This window comes from Lentzea sp. NPDC005914 (assembly GCF_040629405.1).
Taxonomy (GTDB): domain Bacteria; phylum Actinomycetota; class Actinomycetes; order Mycobacteriales; family Pseudonocardiaceae; genus Lentzea.
On record NZ_JBEXVQ010000035.1, the window covers coordinates 25,583 to 41,110 of the forward strand.

A 15,528-nucleotide genomic window follows, 5' to 3' on the forward strand; every position below is an offset into this window, starting at 1 on the left:
GAGCGTTGTTCGGCTGGATCAGCAGTTGTGGATGGCCGAGGTTGCGGACGACACCACGACGTCCACGCCGGGCAGGGTGATGTGCGCGCCGTTCACCTTCAGGCCGCCGGCCACCTGCACCTGCTCGTTGATCACGATCTTGCCGCCGGGCAGCGGGATCGTGGTGTTGGGCGCGGTGGTGACGGTGATCGGGAGGCCTGCGACGGTCAGCGCACCGATGGTGACGTTGCCGGTCGCGCCGCCGCACGTGCTGCGTGAGGTGGCTACGACGTCTCGCAGGGCGACGAGTCCGATGCCCAACTCTGCCACCGATGTGCGGGTGGTCGAGGTGCCTGGCGCCAGCGTTGTGACTACCGACGTGCACAACGCACGCGCGCCTACGGGCAGGTTCGCGACGCACGGCGGAGCGGTCGTTGTTGCGCGCGCGACGCGGACCTCGCCAGTGTCAGGTGTTGGTGCGACCGCGAGGCCGAGCACGGTGCCGGAGAGGCCGAAGCCGCGGCCGGTCATGTGTTGCAGGCCGACCGTTGTGGACGCTTGGCTCGGCTCGTAGAACTGGTCTCCGGTGAAGGTTGCCGTCACGGGGACGGTCGCGGTCGCGTTCAGTGGTTGGTCGACGGACGCGATGACGCACTCCGCTGTGCCGGTCGCGTCGGTGTTGTCCACACAGGACTGCGTGCCGAGGTTGAGCTGCACGCTGCGGTCTGCGACCGGAGTGCCGTCGTCCTCGGTGAGTTTCGCGGCGAGGCGGGCGGGTTCGGCGTTGGCCACGGTTGCGGCGCCGGTGTAGGTGAGCGCGGTTTCCTCTTTGGTGACCGCGAAATCGACGCTGGTGTTCGACGGCAGCAGCCCCTTGCTGCCTGCGAACGCCGCGGTCAGCGGATAGGTGCCAGCCGGTTCGTTCGGCGTGATCGAGCACGACGCAACGCCGTCGGCGTTGGTGTTGGCGTCACAGGTCTCGGCGTTGTTGAGCTTGAAGGAGACCGGCTGGTTGCCGACCGGAGCGCCGGTGCCGGTGAGGGTCAGGCGAGCGGAAACCGTTGCGGGGTCGTGGAAGTCGCCGATCAGGGCTCCGGTGTAGGTGAGCGTGGTCGGCTTGCGGGTGACCTCGAACTGGACCTCCTTGCCCGACGGCTGGTGCACGACGTCGCCGCCGTAGCCGATGGCCAGCGGGTACGTGCCCGCGACCTCGTTCGGGGTGATCACACAGGAGGCGATGCCGTTGGCGTTGGTGGTGCCGACGCAGGTTTCGTTGGCGTTGAGGCGGAACACCAGTGAAGCGTTGGCCACCGGGGCGCCCGAGGTCGTCGCAGTGAGGCGGGCGGAGAGCATCACGGGGTCGCCGGTGAAGCCGGAGGACGGGCCGGTGTAGCTGATCGTCGTGGACTCGACGAAGTAGCTGATGGTCACCGACGGCGCTTCGTCGGTCTCCTCCATGGCGAAGTTCGAGACGCCGGCTCCCGCGCGACCGGAGCCGTTGCCGCCGTCACCGCCGTCGACCGCGATGATCAACGGGGTCGGTGCCTGGAAGCCGGACGCACCACCGCCACCGCCGAACCAGCCACCGCCGCCTCCTCCCCCGCCGCCACCACCGGCGGTCACGGGGTTGCCGGGCGCGCCAACGCCGCCGCGCCCGAAAGCGCCTGGCAGGCCGGGGAATCCGCCCGGTCCAGGGATTCCAGGCGTGCCACCGCCGTTGTCGCCGCCGTTGCCTCCACTGCTTCCCGCGACGCAGCCGATGGCGAAGCACCGGCCGCCACCGCCACCTCCGCCGGGCGCGACGACCAACCGGCTGGCGAGGCTGTCGCACGGTGCCGCCGCCGAGCACAACCGCACGTCGCTCGCCCCGCCACCGGCACCGCCCGCGAACGGTGTGCCGAATCCGCCGGGCGCGCCACCGCCGAAGCCCGGTGTGCCGCCGTCCGCGCCGCTGCCGTCGCCGCCGTTCTGGCCGACCGCGACCACGAGCTGCGTGACGCCGGACGGAACGGCGAGGTCAGCGGTGGCCCGGTAGCCACGTCTGCCGTCCGGCGCGGAACCGTCGCCGCCATCGGCACCGTTGCCGCCGCGTCCGCCGATGGCGACCACGCGCAGCTTCGTGACGCCTGCTGGGATCGTGTAGGTCTGTTCGCCCCCGGTGGGGTGGAACGTCTTTGAGACGAAATGGTCGGCGAGCGCCGGTGGTGCGAACACGACGCTCGCGCCCATCAGTCCGATGGTGAGCGCTGTCGCGAGTCTGGCTCGGGGCATCGGGGGTGCCTTCCGTGCAAGAGGGGCCCCGACCCGGCGAAAGGATCCCGCATCCCAGTTCGAGGCGGCACGAACTTCACCCGAACGCCTCGTTCACAGATCCGAACGGCCGCACCACATGCTGACGCAGGGGTACCCCCGGCCGGGGATCCCCTCGCAACCCAACCTACTCAGCGGGTCCGACAAGATCGTCAGGCGAGGAAGCGCAGGACGGTGTCGCGGAACTCGGCGGGGCGCGTGCTGTGGATTCGATGGCCCGCGTCGATCGTGACCAGGTCGCACTGCGGGATCTCGGCGGCCACTTCTTCCAGGCGCTCCAGGGAAATGCTGCTGCGCGGGCCGCCGCTGATCACCAGGGTGGGGGCCTTGATCGCGGACAGGCCGTCCCACCACAACGGGTCGGGCGCGCGGAGCTGGGTCAGGATCTGCGGCACCATGCGGCGGTCGAAACCGCGCCGGAACAAGCCCTGCACCGCGAGGAACAGTGCGAGACCACGCCGCGGCGCGCGGGGTTCGCCGGACCGCGGCGGGGGTGGCGGGTCTTCGAGCACGAGCTTGCGGACTCGGTCTGGGCGGCGGCCTGCCAAGAGAGCGGCGATGTGGGCGCCCAGCGAGTGGCCGATGAGGTCGAACTCGGCGATGTCCAACGCGTCGAGCACGCCCACGACGTCGCGTTGCACGGAGTCGAGGCGGTAGTCGCCGGTCCAGGCGCTGTGGCCGTGCCCGCGCAGGTCCGGGGCGATCACGAGACGGCCGGCGTCGACCAGCGAGCGGGTGAGGCGGGTCCAGGTCGCCGCACTGCTGGCCAAGGCGTGTAGCAGGACGATCGGCGGGCCTTCCAGCGGTCCGTCCATGCGGTAGGCGATGGCCACGCCGCCCACGTTCAGCGTTGGCAGCGGAACCCGTGCTGGCATTGAGGACCGTCCCCCGGTGCGGTGTGGCACTGTCATCGCCATGATTCCGGACGTCGTGCGGTTCCGGCAGGCCGATCTGCTTTCCGTTTTGCACCGGAGGTTCGGGCCGGTGGTGCGGATGGGGCCGTACACCTACCTGCTCGGGCCCGAGGCGAACCGGTTCGTGTTCGCCAACTCCGAGCTGTTCGAGGTGGAGCGGGCGTTCCAGGTGCTGGTGCCGGTGGACGGGCCGACGTCGCTGATCGTGAGTGACGGCGAGGACCACAAGCGGCGGCGCAAGCACGTGCAGCCCGCGTTGGTGCACCGGCAGATCGCCAACTACGTGCCGGTCATGCGGGCCAACGCGGAGGCGGCGCTCGACGCGTGGCGACCAGGGCAGGTCGTCGACGCGTACCAGGAGTTCCGAAGGGCGATCCGGCGCAGCACGATCCACGCGTTGTTCGGCGAGAGGCTGGCGCAGGACGCGGAGTTCTTCGGGGCGCACCTGCAGCTGCTGATCAACCTGATCGACCGCAACCCGGCCGTCGTCACGTTGCTGAGGAAGACGAAAGCGCCGGCGTGGCGCAACGCGATGAGGGCGCGCAGGGCCGTTGACGCGCGGGTCTACAAGGCGATCGAGGAAACCCGTCGAGGCGACACGGCCGGAGATGTGCTCACTTCTCTTGTGCAGAGCGACGGGCTGAGCGACCTGGAGGTGCGCGATCAGGTCGTGACGCTCATTGCCGCCGGATACGAGACGACCAGCGGTGCGATGGCGTGGGCGATCTTCAACCTGTTGCGGCACAACGGAGTTTGGGAACGTGCTCGCGAAGACGACGACTACCTCGCAAACGTCGTCAACGAGACGTTGAGGCTGTACCCGCCGGCCGTGGTGTCGGCGCGCGTGGCGGCGCAGCCGTTCGAGTTCGCCGGGAAGAAGATCAAGGAAGGCACTTTCCTGCTGTACAGCCCCTACGTCACGCATCGGCTGGCCGAGGTATGGCCGGATCCGCTCCGGTTCGACCCGGACCGGTGGGAGCACAAGCCGGGGCCGGACGAGTTCCTGCCGTTCGGGGGCGGACCGCACCGGTGCATCGGAGCCGGGCTCGCCACGACGGAGCTGACCGTGATGCTGAAAGCGTTGCTGCAGCAGCCAAAGCCCGAGCTCGTGAAACAGCGCATCACCCCGACGAGCGTCGCCGCGATGCGCCCGAAGCACGGCCTCAGAATCCGAGTAGCAGGATGATCATCGAGGCGAGGCAGGCGACGCAGCGCACGTGGTTCCAGATCGTCCACTTGCGCAGGTACTCGGGCCAGTAGGCGTCGTCGGTCCGTTCGAGACGATTGTTCATCGGCACGTTGACGACCATGGTCAGCAGGAACGAGCCGACGATGTAGAGCAAGCCGCCGACGATCCTGCCCTGGAAGACCTCGATGCCGCACAGGATCACGTTGCCGACGAACACCAGCAGGAACACCGGGTTCTGGATGCGGACGTTGATGCGGCGCATGGCACCGCGGGCGTGCTCGGCGGGCAGGTCGGCGAGGCCGGGCATGACGGCGGCGGAGAAGGCGAAGAACAGTCCGGCCATCAGGCCGGACGCGGCGGCTGCGATCAACGTGAGAATCCCCATGGCGCTAACTGTGGCCTGGTCCCGCCGGACCCTCAATGCCAATTCATCGCTTTGACTTGCTCGTTCGTCCAGAATGGGCCTCATGACAGACGCGTTGGGCGAGGCGCTGCACCTGTTGAGGATGTCCGGCACGTTCTACTGCCGGACCGAGCTCACCGAGCCGTGGGGCCTGACGATGCCGGACCTGGCCGATTGCCTGTGGTTCCACGTCCTCACCAGCGGCCGTTGCGAGATCGAGGTCGACGGCAAGATCACGACGCTCGAGCCTGGCGACGTGCTGCTGGTCCCCGGAGGCCAGGGACACCGCCTCTTCTACGGCGACGCCGAAACACCGCTGGTCACAACGCTGCCGCACACGTTCGAGACCGACAACTACGCCATCCTCCGCCACGGCGACGGCGGCGCCGTGACGCACCTCGTGTGTGGTGCGGTGCAATTCGACCACCCGGCCGCGAAGCATCTCATCAAGGTGTTGCCGCACGTGCTGTACGTGCGACAGGCCGACGACATGCGCGCCACCATCGACCTGATGGCCGCCGAAGCGCGAACCCTGCGCCCCGGCGGCGAAGCGGTGATCACGAGACTCGCGGACGTGCTGGTGATCCAAACAATCCGCTCCTGGCTGGCCAACGACCCGGCCGCGCGCACCGGCTGGCTGGGAGCCTTGCAGGACCAGCAGATCGGGCAGGCGCTGGCATTGATCCACCGCGACCCCGCGCAACCGTGGACCGTCGAACGCCTGGCGCACCAAACCGCGATGTCCCGCTCGGCCTTCGCGGCGCGCTTCACCGAGCTCGTCGGCGAACCGGCCATGCGATACGTCACGCGGTGGCGCATGCACGTGGCGATGAACCGGCTGCGGGACCGCGACAGCACGGTCAGCGAGATCGCACGCGGCCTCGGCTACGAGTCAGAGGCGGCGTTCAGCCGGGCGTTCAAGCGGGTCGTGGGGGTGTCGCCGGGGCAGGCGCGGGCGGGCTGAGACAGGCGCAGGGCGGGTCGGGAGCCGGCCGCGCGCGAGTCGAGGCTCGCCGGGTCGAGAGCGCCGGCCGAGGGCGCGTCGGGGCACCGGGTCGAGGCGGGCCGGGTCGGAGCGGGTTGGGGCGACGGGCCGGGGCGCGGGGTTAGGGCGGGTCGGGTTGCGGGCGCCGGATTGGGGCGGGTCGCGGCACCAGGTTGGGCAGGTCGAGCCGCCGGGTTAGGACAGGTCGCGGCGCGGGTTGGGACAGGTCGCGGCGCCGGGTTAGGACAGGTCGCGGCGCCGGGTTGGGCCTGGGTCAGGAGGCTGGGTCGACCGCGATCAGGCGCAAGCGGGCTGCGGGCAGCACAAACGGGCGACGGCCGGGCCAGGTTGGCCGCGGTCAGACGACGATCGGGCGCGAGCGAGCTGGCTACGCGCGTGCAGGCCGTGGTCACTGCGGGTGGCGGCCGGCTCGGGCGGGCGAGAGCGGGCCGGCCGCGGCTAGACGACCAGACGCACGAGCTGTGCAAGCGCGCGAGCTGCGGGCAGGCCCGGGCAGGCTCAATCGGCCGCGGGCAAGGCGGGCCGAGGCAGGCAGGCAGGGCGGGCGCGGGCGGGCTGCGGCGGGCAGGTGGGGTGGGGTGGGTTAGGCGGTGGCCGGTTGGAGCAGGTCCCAGCGGTTGCCGTACAGGTCCTCGAACACGGCCACCCGGCCGTAGACCTCGTCGCGTGGCGTCTCCAGGAAGCGGACGCCGAACGCGGTCATCCGGGCGTGGTCGCGGTCGAAGTCGTCGGTGGTGAGGAAGAAGCCGACTCGGCCGCCGGTCTGGTCGCCTACTCGGACGGACTGCTGGTCGGTGTCGGCTTGGGCCAGCAGCAGAGCCGCTCCCTCGCCCGCGGAGACCACTACCCAGCGCTTGGTGCCTTGCGGGGTGTCCTCTACCAGCGTGAAGCCCAGGCCGTCCACGTAGAAGCGGATTGCCTCGTCGTAGTCGCGGACCACCAACGTCACCAAGCTCATTGAACGCACGCCGGTCAGTATTGCTTGCCGGGAGTTGCTGCTCACCCGCGCTCCTTCCTTCTGTCGCGAGGTGGATGATCATGGGTTCGTGACATCTATCAGAGGGCGCCGGGCACAAAACGGGACGAGGTTCACCTGTCTGGGTGTCGATGAGTCTTGGCGTTGAGGGAGGTCTACTCGTACATGACCGACTACGTGAGCGACACTCTTGTGCTCTTGCATCCTGGCGGGGCTGATCCCTCCGCGTTCGGGCCGCAGTTCGACGCCCTGTCCGGCTTTGCGCTTCATGCTCCGCATCGGGTCGACCAAGCCACTCAGGACCACGCCGAGATGGCCCGGGAGACGATCGAGCTCTTGGAGAAGATCGGGCCCGCTCACCTGCTCGGCTGCAGTGATGGGGCGACGGTCGCGCTCCTTGTCGCGGTTCTCCGGCCGGACCTCGTGCGAAGGCTGGTTGTCGTGTGTGGGGTGTTTCATCACGACGGCTGGGATCCGGCTACGGAGTTGACGCCGATGCACCGGCGGTCGCCCAAGCTCGCTGAGCGGGATCTGAAGAAGGTGGCCAACCGGGTGCTGGTCATGATCGGTGACGATGACGAGGTGACGTTGGAGCACGCGGCGGCGATGTACCGGGCGCTGCCGAATGCCCAGCTTGCGGTGGTTCCTGGGACTTCGCACGGGTTGTTGCACGAGAAACCGGCGCTGTGCAACGCGATGATCGTCGAGTTCCTGACCACCGAACCAGTTGAGACGTACGCTCCTATTCGTCGCCGTCTGTGACAGGGTGACCCGATGGCGGTTACTTCGGAAACCCATCGACTGCCCGTGCGCAAGCTGGTCGCGGCCTCTGCCGGGAACGCGGTCGAGTGGTACGACTGGGGTATCTACACGGCGTTCAGCATCTACTTCGCGACGCAGATCTTTCCCAAGGGCAACGAGGCCGCGGCGCTGTTGAGCACGTTCGCCACGTTTGCGCTCGCGTTCTTCTTCCGGCCGCTCGGCGGTTATCTGCTCGGCCGGTTCGCGGACGTCAAGGGGCGCCGCACCGCGATGTTGCTGACGATCGCGTTGATGTCCGGCGGGTCGGTGGTGATCGGGGTGCTGCCGACGTTCGACCAGGTCGGCTGGCTGTCGCCGGCGCTGCTCGTCCTCGCGCGCATCGCGCAGGGCATGGCGCTGGGCGGTGAGGTGTCGAACGCGTCGGCTTACCTCGGCGAGATCGCGAAGCCGAGCCATCGTGGCAGGTACTCGTCGTTCTTCTACATCTCGACCGGTGCGGCGGTGCTGATCGCGTCGCTGCTCGGGTTCTTCCTGTCGCGCAACCTCGACAAGGCCGCCATGGCCTCGTACGGCTGGCGGGTGCCGTTCCTGGTGGGCGGTGTGCTCGGGCTGATCGGGTTGTGGTTGCGGCGCGCACTGCCTGAGACGGAACAGTTCGAGGAGAACAAGGCGAAGGCCGAGAAGCTGCGCAACCCGTTGATGCTGACCCTCAAAGAACATCCGAAGGCGGTCGGGCAGCTCATCGGCGTCACGTTGCTGTCGACGCTGTGCTTCTACACGTTCTTCAGCGCGTTGACGCCGTTCGCGGTGAAGACCAAGAGCGCCAACGACATCGACGTGTTCCTGGCGCTGTCGATCGGCACGGTGGTGTTCATCGCGCTGCAGTACCCGATGGGGTGGATGGCTGATCGCTACGGTCGCAAACCGCAGATCCTGGTGTGGTCGGCGGCGATGGCGGTGCTGGTCGTGCCACTGTCCACATTGGTCAGGCCGGGGCTGGCGAACCTGGTGGTCGTGTTCGTGGTCGGGCTCGGCCTCTACACGGCGCTCACGTCGATCGCGCCCGCGTTGATGAGCGAGCTGTTCCCCACCGAACTGCGCGGCCTGGGCATCGGCGCCTGGTACAACCTGACGGTCGCGCTGTTCGGCGGGACCGCGCCGCTGGTCATTCAGGCGGTCGGCGGCACGGTGTTCTTCTGGTACGTGGCGGTGGGCGCGGTGATCTCGTTCCTGGTGATCCTGACGCTGCCCGAGACGAAGGGCGTCGAGCTCACCTAGCGAGCGGCACCAGGTCGTCGGCGTGCACGACCTCGCGGCGCTGTTCCGCGGGCAGGTCGTGGGACTTGCGGCCGATCAACGACGGCAGCTCCGCCGAGTCGTAGCCGACCACGCCGCGCGCCACGACTTCGCCGGCCAGGCTCACGAGCTCGACGACGTCGCCGGCTTCGAAGTCGCCGTCCACGCCCGTGATTCCGGCCGCCAGCAACGAACGACGCCGGCCCACGACCGCGGCGACAGCGCCGTCGTCGAGGTGCAGACGGCCGTTCGCGTCGGTGGCGTAGCCGAGCCAGAAGCGGCGGGCGGTCAGACGCGAACCCGTTGCGGCGAAAGCAGTGCCGACGTCGGCGACCGACAACGCCCGAGAAGCGTCCGAAGCACCGGCCAGCAGCACCGGGATGCCAGCGGAGGAGGCCAACCGGGCGGCGGCCAGCTTCGAGGCCATGCCGCCGGTGCCCAGACCGGACGCGCCAACGGTTCCCGCCTTCACACCGTCTACATCGGACGCCGAAGCGACCTCGGAGATCCGCACGGCGCCGGGCTTGCGCGGGTCTCCCGAGTAGAGAGCGTCCACATCGGACAGCAGGAACAGCGCGTCGGCACCGACCAGGTGGGCCACCAGAGCAGCGAGCCGGTCGTTGTCGCCGAACCGGATCTCCTCGGTGGCAACGGTGTCGTTCTCGTTCACCACAGGCACCGCACCCAGTGCCAGCAAACGGGAAAACGTGCGCTGGGCGTTGCGGTAGTGGGCGCGACGCACCACGTCGTCGGCGGTCAGCAGGACCTGGCCGACGGTCAGGGAGTAGCGGCCGAACGAGTTCGCGTAAGCGTGCGCCAACGTCAGCTGGCCCACGCTCGCGGCGGCCTGCTGAGTGGCGAGATCGCGCGGGCGGCGGGAGATCCCCAACGGCGCCAAGCCCGCGGCGATCGCACCGGACGACACCAGCACGACCTGGCTGCCCGCACGAGACCGAGCAGCCAGGGCGTCGACCAGCGAGTCGAGGCGGGCTGGATCGAGCCCGCCTTCGGCTGTGGTCAAAGAAGAAGAACCGACCTTCACCACGATGCGCGCAGCCGAAGCCACCGCAAGCCTTGCCTGTGAGACCACGGGGGCCGTCACGGATTTACTCCTCGTCGAAGTCGTCGCCGTACTCGCCGGGCGCGCGGCGGGCCTTCTTCAGGGCCTTGCGCTCGTGGGCGCCGATGCGGTCGTTGCGCTCGAGACGGACGTCCGTGCCACGTCCGGTCATCGTCATCGCGATTCCGGCCGGCGTGGTCGGCTCCCAGTCGAACACCAGGTCGCCGATGGTGACCTGGCAGCCGGGGATGGCGCCCATCTTCACGAGCTTGTCCTCGACACCCAGCCTGCTCAGGCGGTCCGCGAGGTAACCGACGGCTTCGTCGTTGGAGAAGTCGGTCTGGCGGATCCAGCGTTCGGGGCGGTCGCCCTTCACGATGAAGCCACCCTCGACCGAGGGGTCCTCGGTCACGGTGAACCCTTCGTCGTCCACGGCGGTCGGCCGCAGCACGATGCGGGTCGACTCCTTCTTCGGCTGGGCGGCGCGGTACTCGCGCACCACCTCGGCGAGCTTGAAGGAGAGTTCGCGCAGTCCCTCGCGGGACACCGTCGACACCTCGAACACCGGCAGGCCGCGGGCCTCGATCTCCGGGCGGACGATGTCGGCCAGGTCCTTGGCGTCCGGGATGTCGATCTTGTTGAGGATCACCACGCGCGGGCGGTCCTCGAAGTTGCCGCCGAGCGACGGGGTGTACTCCGCCAGCTCGTTCTCCAGCGCGTCGATGTCCGCGATCGGGTCGCGGCCGGGCTCGTACGTCGCGCAGTCGACGACGTGGGCGAGCACGGCGGTGCGCTCGATGTGGCGCAGGAAGTCGAGGCCGAGGCCCTTGCCCTGCGACGCGCCGGGGATCAGGCCGGGGACGTCGGCCATCGTGAAGATGGTCTCGCCCGCGGTGATCACGCCGAGGTTCGGCACCAGCGTGGTGAACGGGTAGTCGGCGATCTTCGGCTTCGCGGCGGACAGCACCGAGATCAGCGACGACTTGCCGGCCGACGGGAACCCGAGCAGGCCGACGTCCGCGACGGACTTGAGCTCCAGCACCAGGTCCCGCGTCTCGCCCGGCTCGCCGAGCAACGCGAAACCGGGGGCCTTGCGGGCCTTGGACGCGAGCGAGGCGTTGCCCAGACCGCCACGGCCACCGGCGGCGGCGATGAGCTGGGTGCCCTCGCCGACCAGGTCGGCGACGACCTCGCCGGCCTCGGTCAGCACGACGGTGCCGTCCGGCACGCGCAGGATCAGGTCCTCGCCGTTCGCGCCGTCGCGGTTCGCGCCGGCACCCGCCTTGCCGCTGGTGGCGGAGGCGTGCGGGCGGAAGTGGAAGTCCAGCAGGGTGTGCACCTGCGAGTCGACGACGAGCACGACGTTGCCGCCGCTTCCGCCGTTGCCGCCGTCCGGGCCGCCGAGCGGCTTGAACTTCTCGCGGTGCACGGAAGCGCAGCCGTTGCCCCCGTTGCCGGCGGCAGCGTGGATCACCACCCGGTCAACAAAACGAGCCACGGAACTACTTCCTCTCAAAAAACCTGCGAACAAACAACGAGGGGCGGAGCCGGCTGACCGGTCGCTACGCCCCGTAGTCCAACTCAATAAAACAAACGAGCGACGCGGCCCGCGCATTCCACGGGCACACGTCGCTCGGTCGATCGTGCTAACTACGTCGCGGAGACGGTCCTCAGACCGCAACCGGGACGATGTTGACGGTCTTGCGACCGCGCTTCATACCGAACTCCACCGCACCCGGCAGCAGGGCGAACAACGTGTCGTCCTTGCCGATGCCGACGCCGACGCCGGGGTGGAACTTGGTGCCGCGCTGGCGGATCAGGATCTCGCCGGCCTTGACGACCTGACCGCCGAACCGCTTCACACCCAGGTACTGGGGGTTGGAGTCACGGCCGTTGCGGGAACTGGACGCACCCTTTTTGTGTGCCATGAGAAGTCAGGTCCTCACTTACCGGTGATGCCGGTGACCTCGACGCGGGTCAGCTTCTGCCTGTGACCCTGTCGCTTGTGGTAGCCGGTCTTGTTCTTGAACTTGTGGATGCGAATCTTCGGGCCCTTGGTGTGCTCGACCAGCTTGCCGGTAACCGAGAACTTCTCCAGGGCCGCCGCGTCAGCGGTGACGTTGGTGCCGTCGACCACGAGCAGCGCCTGGAGGGAGATTTCGGTGCCCGGCTCGCCCTCGAGCTTCTCGACCTCGACGATGTCGCCGACAGCGACCTTGTACTGCTTGCCGCCGGTCTTGACGATCGCGTACATCAGGACGGAAGTCTCCTGCTACTCGATGGTGACGGGCCATGCGCCAACCCACCTGGGAAGTTCACCAGCGGGGGCACACGACAGGACCCGTCGGATGGCGGGCCGTCAACAAGGTTACGGGAGTGGGTACAGCGCAAGCAAACTGGGGTGCCCTGATCACGTTTGCGCAGGCTGTGCGGTCCCTCACACAGCAAAACCGGGGCCGCTCGAAAGCGACCCCGGTTTCACGTCTTGCGCAGGTCAGTCCTCCTGGACCGGCGGGCCCGCGGGCCGCGACACGGCGCGGCGCCTGCGGGTGGTGGTGACCACCGGAGCGGGCATCTGGACCTCGGGCTGCTTCGGCACTTCGACGACCACCGGAGCGGGCACCTCGACCGCGACCGGCGCACCGGCGGCGCGCTTGGCCGCACGACGGCGCGGGCGGGGCCCGGAAGTAACCGCAGGAGCCTCCGCAGGCTCCTCGGCTGCCTCCACGGCGGCAACGGCCTCAGCCGCGACCTCAGCCGCGACCTCGGCCACTTCAGCGGCCTCTTCCGCGACCTCGGCGGACTCCTCGGCGACCACCTCGGCCAGGGTCACCGGCTCGACCAGCTCCTCGGCGGCCTCTTCGATCACCTCGGCGGCAGGCTCCTCCGCCGGGGTCTCGACAGGCTCCTCGGCAACCGGCTCCGGCTCCTCGGCGACGTCGTGCGGCACGTGACCGTTGAGCGCCTGCTCCTCGACCACGACCGCGTCGACGACGGCCTCGACGGACGCCTGCGGCTCCTTGTCGCGACCACGACGGCGCCGGCGACGACGGGCGGCGTGCCCCTCGTGCTCCTGGTCCGCGGCGACCACGTCCTCGGAGACGTCCTCGGGCTCGCCCGGCTCGACGACGGCGACGGGCTCGACGACCTCGGGCTCGACCTCGGTGACGGTCGCTTCGACCACCTCGGCGGCCTGCTCGCCACCGCCCTTGTTGCGGCGCGACTTGCGGCCACCGCTCTGCTGCTGGGGCTGTTGCTGCTGCTGGCCGCCACCGTTGCCACCACCGTGCGAGTGCACGGGCTCGGTGGACACGACGACGCCACGGCCGCGGCAGTGCTCGCACGTCTGGCTGAACGCCTCGAGGAGCCCCGTGCCGACCCGCTTGCGCGTCATCTGCACCAGGCCGAGCGAGGTGACCTCGGCGACCTGGTGACGCGTGCGGTCACGGCCCAGGCACTCGGTCAGGCGGCGCAGCACCAGGTCGCGGTTCGACTCCAGGACCATGTCGATGAAGTCGATGACGATGATGCCGCCGATGTCGCGCAGCCGGAGCTGGCGGACGATCTCCTCGGCGGACTCCAGGTTGTTCCTGGTGACCGTCTCCTCGAGGTTTCCACCCGATCCGGTGAACTTGCCGGTGTTGACGTCGATGACCGTCATCGCCTCGGTGCGGTCGATGATCAGGTAACCACCCGATGGCAGCCACACCTTGCGGTCCAGCGCCTTTATCAGCTGCTCGTCGATGCGGTACTCGACGAACGCGTCGTTGTTGCCGACGTGCTTCTTCAGGCGGTCCTGCAGGTCCGGCGCCACGTGGCGGACGTAGGAGTCGATGACCTCCCACGCCTCGTCGCCCTGGACGACGAGTTGGGCGAAGTCCTCGGTGAAGAGGTCGCGGACGACCTTCACCAGCAGGTCCGGCTCCTCGTAGAGCAGCGTCGGCGCCTTGGTGGAGGTGCTCGCGGACTTCTCCTTGATGACCTTCCACTGGGCCTGCAGGCGCGTGACGTCGCGGCCCAGCTCCTCCTCGGCGATGCCCTCGGAGGCGGTGCGGATGATCACGCCGGCGTCCTCGGGGACGACCCGCTTGAGGATGTCCTTGAGGCGCTTGCGCTCGTTGTCCGGCAGCTTGCGGCTGATGCCCGTGGCACCGCCGCCCGGCACGTAGACCAGGAAGCGACCGGGCAGGCTGATCTGGGTCGTGAGACGCGCGCCCTTGTGGCCGACCGGGTCCTTGGTGACCTGGACGAGCACGGAGTCACCGCTGCTCAAAGCCTGTTCGATCTTGCGGGACTTGCCCTCGAGACCGGCGGCGTCCCAGTCGACCTCACCGGCGTACAGCACGGCGTTGCGGCCGCGGCCGATGTCGATGAACGCGGCCTCCATGCTCGGCAGCACGTTCTGCACGCGGCCGAGGTAGACGTTGCCCACGATCGAGCCGCTGCCCGACGACGTGACGAAGTGCTCGACCAGCACGCCGTCCTCGAGCACGCCGATCTGGGTGCGGTCGCCGCGCTCGCGGACGACCATCGTGCGGGCCACGGCCTCGCGGCGGGCCAGGAACTCGGCCTCGGTCAGCACCGGGGCACGGCGGCGGCCGGCCTCGCGACCGTCACGGCGGCGCTGGCGCTTGGCCTCCAGCCGCGTCGAACCGCGGATGCTGCGGACCTCGCTCTGCGCGGCCTCGGAGTCGGCCTTGTCGTCCCGCGCGTCGCGGGACTCGCGGACGTGCACGACCGTGTTCGGCGGGTCGTCCTCGGTCACGGCGGGTTCGTCGTCCGCGCCGGTCTTGCGGCGACGGCGGCGGCGGCGACGGCGGGTCGAGCCCTCGTCACCTTCGTCGTCGGTCTCGTCGGCCTCGGCCGCGGCACCCTCCGCGGGCGCCTCGGCGTCCTCGGCCTGCGCCTCGTCGGTCTCGTCGCCGTCGGCCTCCGAGCCCTTGCCGCGGCCACGGCCACGGCGGCCACGGCGACGGCGGCGGCGGCCTTCGGCCTCGTCGTCACCATCGGCGTCGGTCTCGGCTTCGGCCTCCGCGGCGTCGAGCTCGTCCGCGGCGATCTCGCCGACGGACTTCTCGTCCTTGGCCGGCTCCTCCTCGACGACGAACGGCGAGGGCGGTGCCTTCGGCCGTTCGATCGGCTGAGGCGGCAGGAACACCGCGCTCGGGGCCGCGAAGATCGGCGCGAGCGCCGGTGCCTGCGATGCCGGGACCGCCGGGGCCTCGTAGTCCTCGGTGATCTCACCGGTGACCACGTCGTCCCAGTCCAGCAGCGTCTCGGCGACCTTCAGCGCGACGTCGCGGCTCACGCTCGACTGCGCGCTTCGGGCGACCTCACCGAGGTCGGCCAGCGCCGTCATGACGTCCTTGCTGGAGACGTCCAGCAGCTTCGCCAGTGCGTGCACTCGCAGCTTGTCCGGCAGATCAGCCAGTTCAGGGCGTGCGGATACCACGCCCTGCCCGCCGGTTGCGCCGGCAGGCTTGTCCTTGTTCGACATGCAGCTCCTCCACCCCCGGGCGCGTCCCGTGAGGACGCGGCCGCGCAGGGGCCTCTCTTGTCTCTCTCCACCGCTGCTCGCGGCGGGAATCCTTGCCTCGCGCGCAGCGGCGTGGCGCCTCACTGGGCGCACGCTT

The 15,528-nt window shown here is 69.4% G+C and carries 13 protein-coding genes; 4 read left to right on the forward strand and 9 right to left on the reverse strand.

What is annotated here, in order from left to right:
• Positions 1–18: 18 nt before the first annotated feature.
• Both ABZ345_RS36770 and ABZ345_RS36775 read right to left on the reverse strand, forming a co-directional pair.
• The gene (locus ABZ345_RS36770) at positions 19–2,208 is read right to left on the reverse strand and encodes a choice-of-anchor P family protein (protein ID WP_359859199.1); all 2,190 of its coding nucleotides are present in this window, start codon (positions 2,206–2,208) and stop codon (positions 19–21) included.
• Between the two features lie 233 nt (positions 2,209–2,441).
• Positions 2,442–3,164, reverse strand: coding sequence for an alpha/beta hydrolase (locus tag ABZ345_RS36775; protein WP_359859201.1), 723 nt, complete (start codon positions 3,162–3,164; stop codon positions 2,442–2,444).
• Positions 3,165–3,204: 40 nt separating this feature from the next.
• Between ABZ345_RS36775 and ABZ345_RS36780 the strand changes: the two genes are divergently transcribed.
• A complete protein-coding gene (locus tag ABZ345_RS36780; protein WP_359859203.1) occupies positions 3,205–4,389 on the forward strand; it encodes a cytochrome P450 in 1,185 nt (394 codons plus the stop codon).
• On the opposite strand, the gene ABZ345_RS36785 is transcribed toward ABZ345_RS36780, so the two are convergent.
• Positions 4,367–4,777 (reverse strand): anthrone oxygenase family protein, encoded by a 411-nt coding sequence (locus ABZ345_RS36785; protein ID WP_359859205.1) that lies wholly within the window; start codon positions 4,775–4,777, stop codon positions 4,367–4,369. The genes ABZ345_RS36780 and ABZ345_RS36785 overlap by 23 nt on opposite strands.
• 82 nt (positions 4,778–4,859) lie before the next feature.
• Between ABZ345_RS36785 and ABZ345_RS36790 the strand changes: the two genes are divergently transcribed.
• On the forward strand, positions 4,860–5,759 hold the full coding sequence (locus ABZ345_RS36790; RefSeq protein ID WP_359859207.1) for an AraC family transcriptional regulator: 900 nt from the start codon (positions 4,860–4,862) through the stop codon (positions 5,757–5,759).
• A gap of 625 nt (positions 5,760–6,384) precedes the next feature.
• Here the strand turns inward: ABZ345_RS36790 and ABZ345_RS36795 are convergent.
• Complete coding sequence (locus tag ABZ345_RS36795) at positions 6,385–6,759, reverse strand: VOC family protein (RefSeq protein WP_359859304.1); 375 nt, start codon at positions 6,757–6,759, stop codon at positions 6,385–6,387.
• Between the two features lie 183 nt (positions 6,760–6,942).
• Here ABZ345_RS36795 and ABZ345_RS36800 point away from each other — a divergent pair, with 183 nt between their 5' ends.
• Positions 6,943–7,539: an alpha/beta hydrolase gene (locus ABZ345_RS36800; protein WP_359859209.1), complete on the forward strand. Its 597-nt coding sequence runs from the start codon at positions 6,943–6,945 to the stop codon at positions 7,537–7,539.
• Positions 7,540–7,551: 12 nt separating this feature from the next.
• Positions 7,552–8,817 (forward strand): MFS transporter, encoded by a 1,266-nt coding sequence (locus ABZ345_RS36805; RefSeq protein WP_359859211.1) that lies wholly within the window; start codon positions 7,552–7,554, stop codon positions 8,815–8,817.
• Here ABZ345_RS36805 and proB read toward each other — a convergent pair.
• The 5 genes from proB to ABZ345_RS36830 all read right to left on the reverse strand — a co-directional run bounded on the left by proB (position 8,810) and on the right by ABZ345_RS36830 (position 15,392).
• A complete protein-coding gene (proB, locus tag ABZ345_RS36810) occupies positions 8,810–9,937 on the reverse strand; it encodes a glutamate 5-kinase (RefSeq protein WP_359859213.1) in 1,128 nt (375 codons plus the stop codon). The genes ABZ345_RS36805 and proB overlap by 8 nt on opposite strands.
• Positions 9,938–9,941: 4 nt before the next feature.
• On the reverse strand, positions 9,942–11,393 hold the full coding sequence (obgE, locus tag ABZ345_RS36815; RefSeq protein WP_359859215.1) for a GTPase ObgE: 1,452 nt from the start codon (positions 11,391–11,393) through the stop codon (positions 9,942–9,944).
• A 172-nt stretch (positions 11,394–11,565) separates the two neighbouring features.
• A complete protein-coding gene (rpmA, locus tag ABZ345_RS36820; RefSeq protein WP_030468120.1) occupies positions 11,566–11,823 on the reverse strand; it encodes a 50S ribosomal protein L27 in 258 nt (85 codons plus the stop codon).
• 14 nt (positions 11,824–11,837) lie between these two features.
• Positions 11,838–12,149, reverse strand: a complete 312-nt coding sequence (gene rplU, locus ABZ345_RS36825; protein ID WP_045316485.1) for a 50S ribosomal protein L21 — start codon at positions 12,147–12,149, stop codon at positions 11,838–11,840.
• A 240-nt stretch (positions 12,150–12,389) separates the two neighbouring features.
• Entirely contained in the window at positions 12,390–15,392 is a 3,003-nt protein-coding gene (locus ABZ345_RS36830; RefSeq protein ID WP_359859217.1) for a translation initiation factor IF-2 N-terminal domain-containing protein, read from the reverse strand.
• Between the last annotated feature and the right edge of the window lie 136 nt (positions 15,393–15,528).

Coding starts and splice junctions, on each gene's coding strand:
- ABZ345_RS36770 (WP_359859199.1), bottom strand. CDS start 2,208: ATGGGCGCGAGCGTCGTGTTCGCACCACCGGCGCTCGCCGACCATTTC.
- ABZ345_RS36775 (WP_359859201.1), bottom strand. CDS start 3,164: ATGCCAGCACGGGTTCCGCTGCCAACGCTGAACGTGGGCGGCGTGGCC.
- ABZ345_RS36780 (WP_359859203.1), top strand. CDS start 3,205: ATGATTCCGGACGTCGTGCGGTTCCGGCAGGCCGATCTGCTTTCCGTT.
- ABZ345_RS36785 (WP_359859205.1), bottom strand. CDS start 4,777: ATGGGGATTCTCACGTTGATCGCAGCCGCCGCGTCCGGCCTGATGGCC.
- ABZ345_RS36790 (WP_359859207.1), top strand. CDS start 4,860: ATGACAGACGCGTTGGGCGAGGCGCTGCACCTGTTGAGGATGTCCGGC.
- ABZ345_RS36795 (WP_359859304.1), bottom strand. CDS start 6,759: ATGAGCTTGGTGACGTTGGTGGTCCGCGACTACGACGAGGCAATCCGC.
- ABZ345_RS36800 (WP_359859209.1), top strand. CDS start 6,943: ATGACCGACTACGTGAGCGACACTCTTGTGCTCTTGCATCCTGGCGGG.
- ABZ345_RS36805 (WP_359859211.1), top strand. CDS start 7,552: ATGGCGGTTACTTCGGAAACCCATCGACTGCCCGTGCGCAAGCTGGTC.
- rpmA (WP_030468120.1), bottom strand. CDS start 11,823: ATGGCACACAAAAAGGGTGCGTCCAGTTCCCGCAACGGCCGTGACTCC.
- rplU (WP_045316485.1), bottom strand. CDS start 12,149: ATGTACGCGATCGTCAAGACCGGCGGCAAGCAGTACAAGGTCGCTGTC.
- ABZ345_RS36830 (WP_359859217.1), bottom strand. CDS start 15,392: ATGTCGAACAAGGACAAGCCTGCCGGCGCAACCGGCGGGCAGGGCGTG.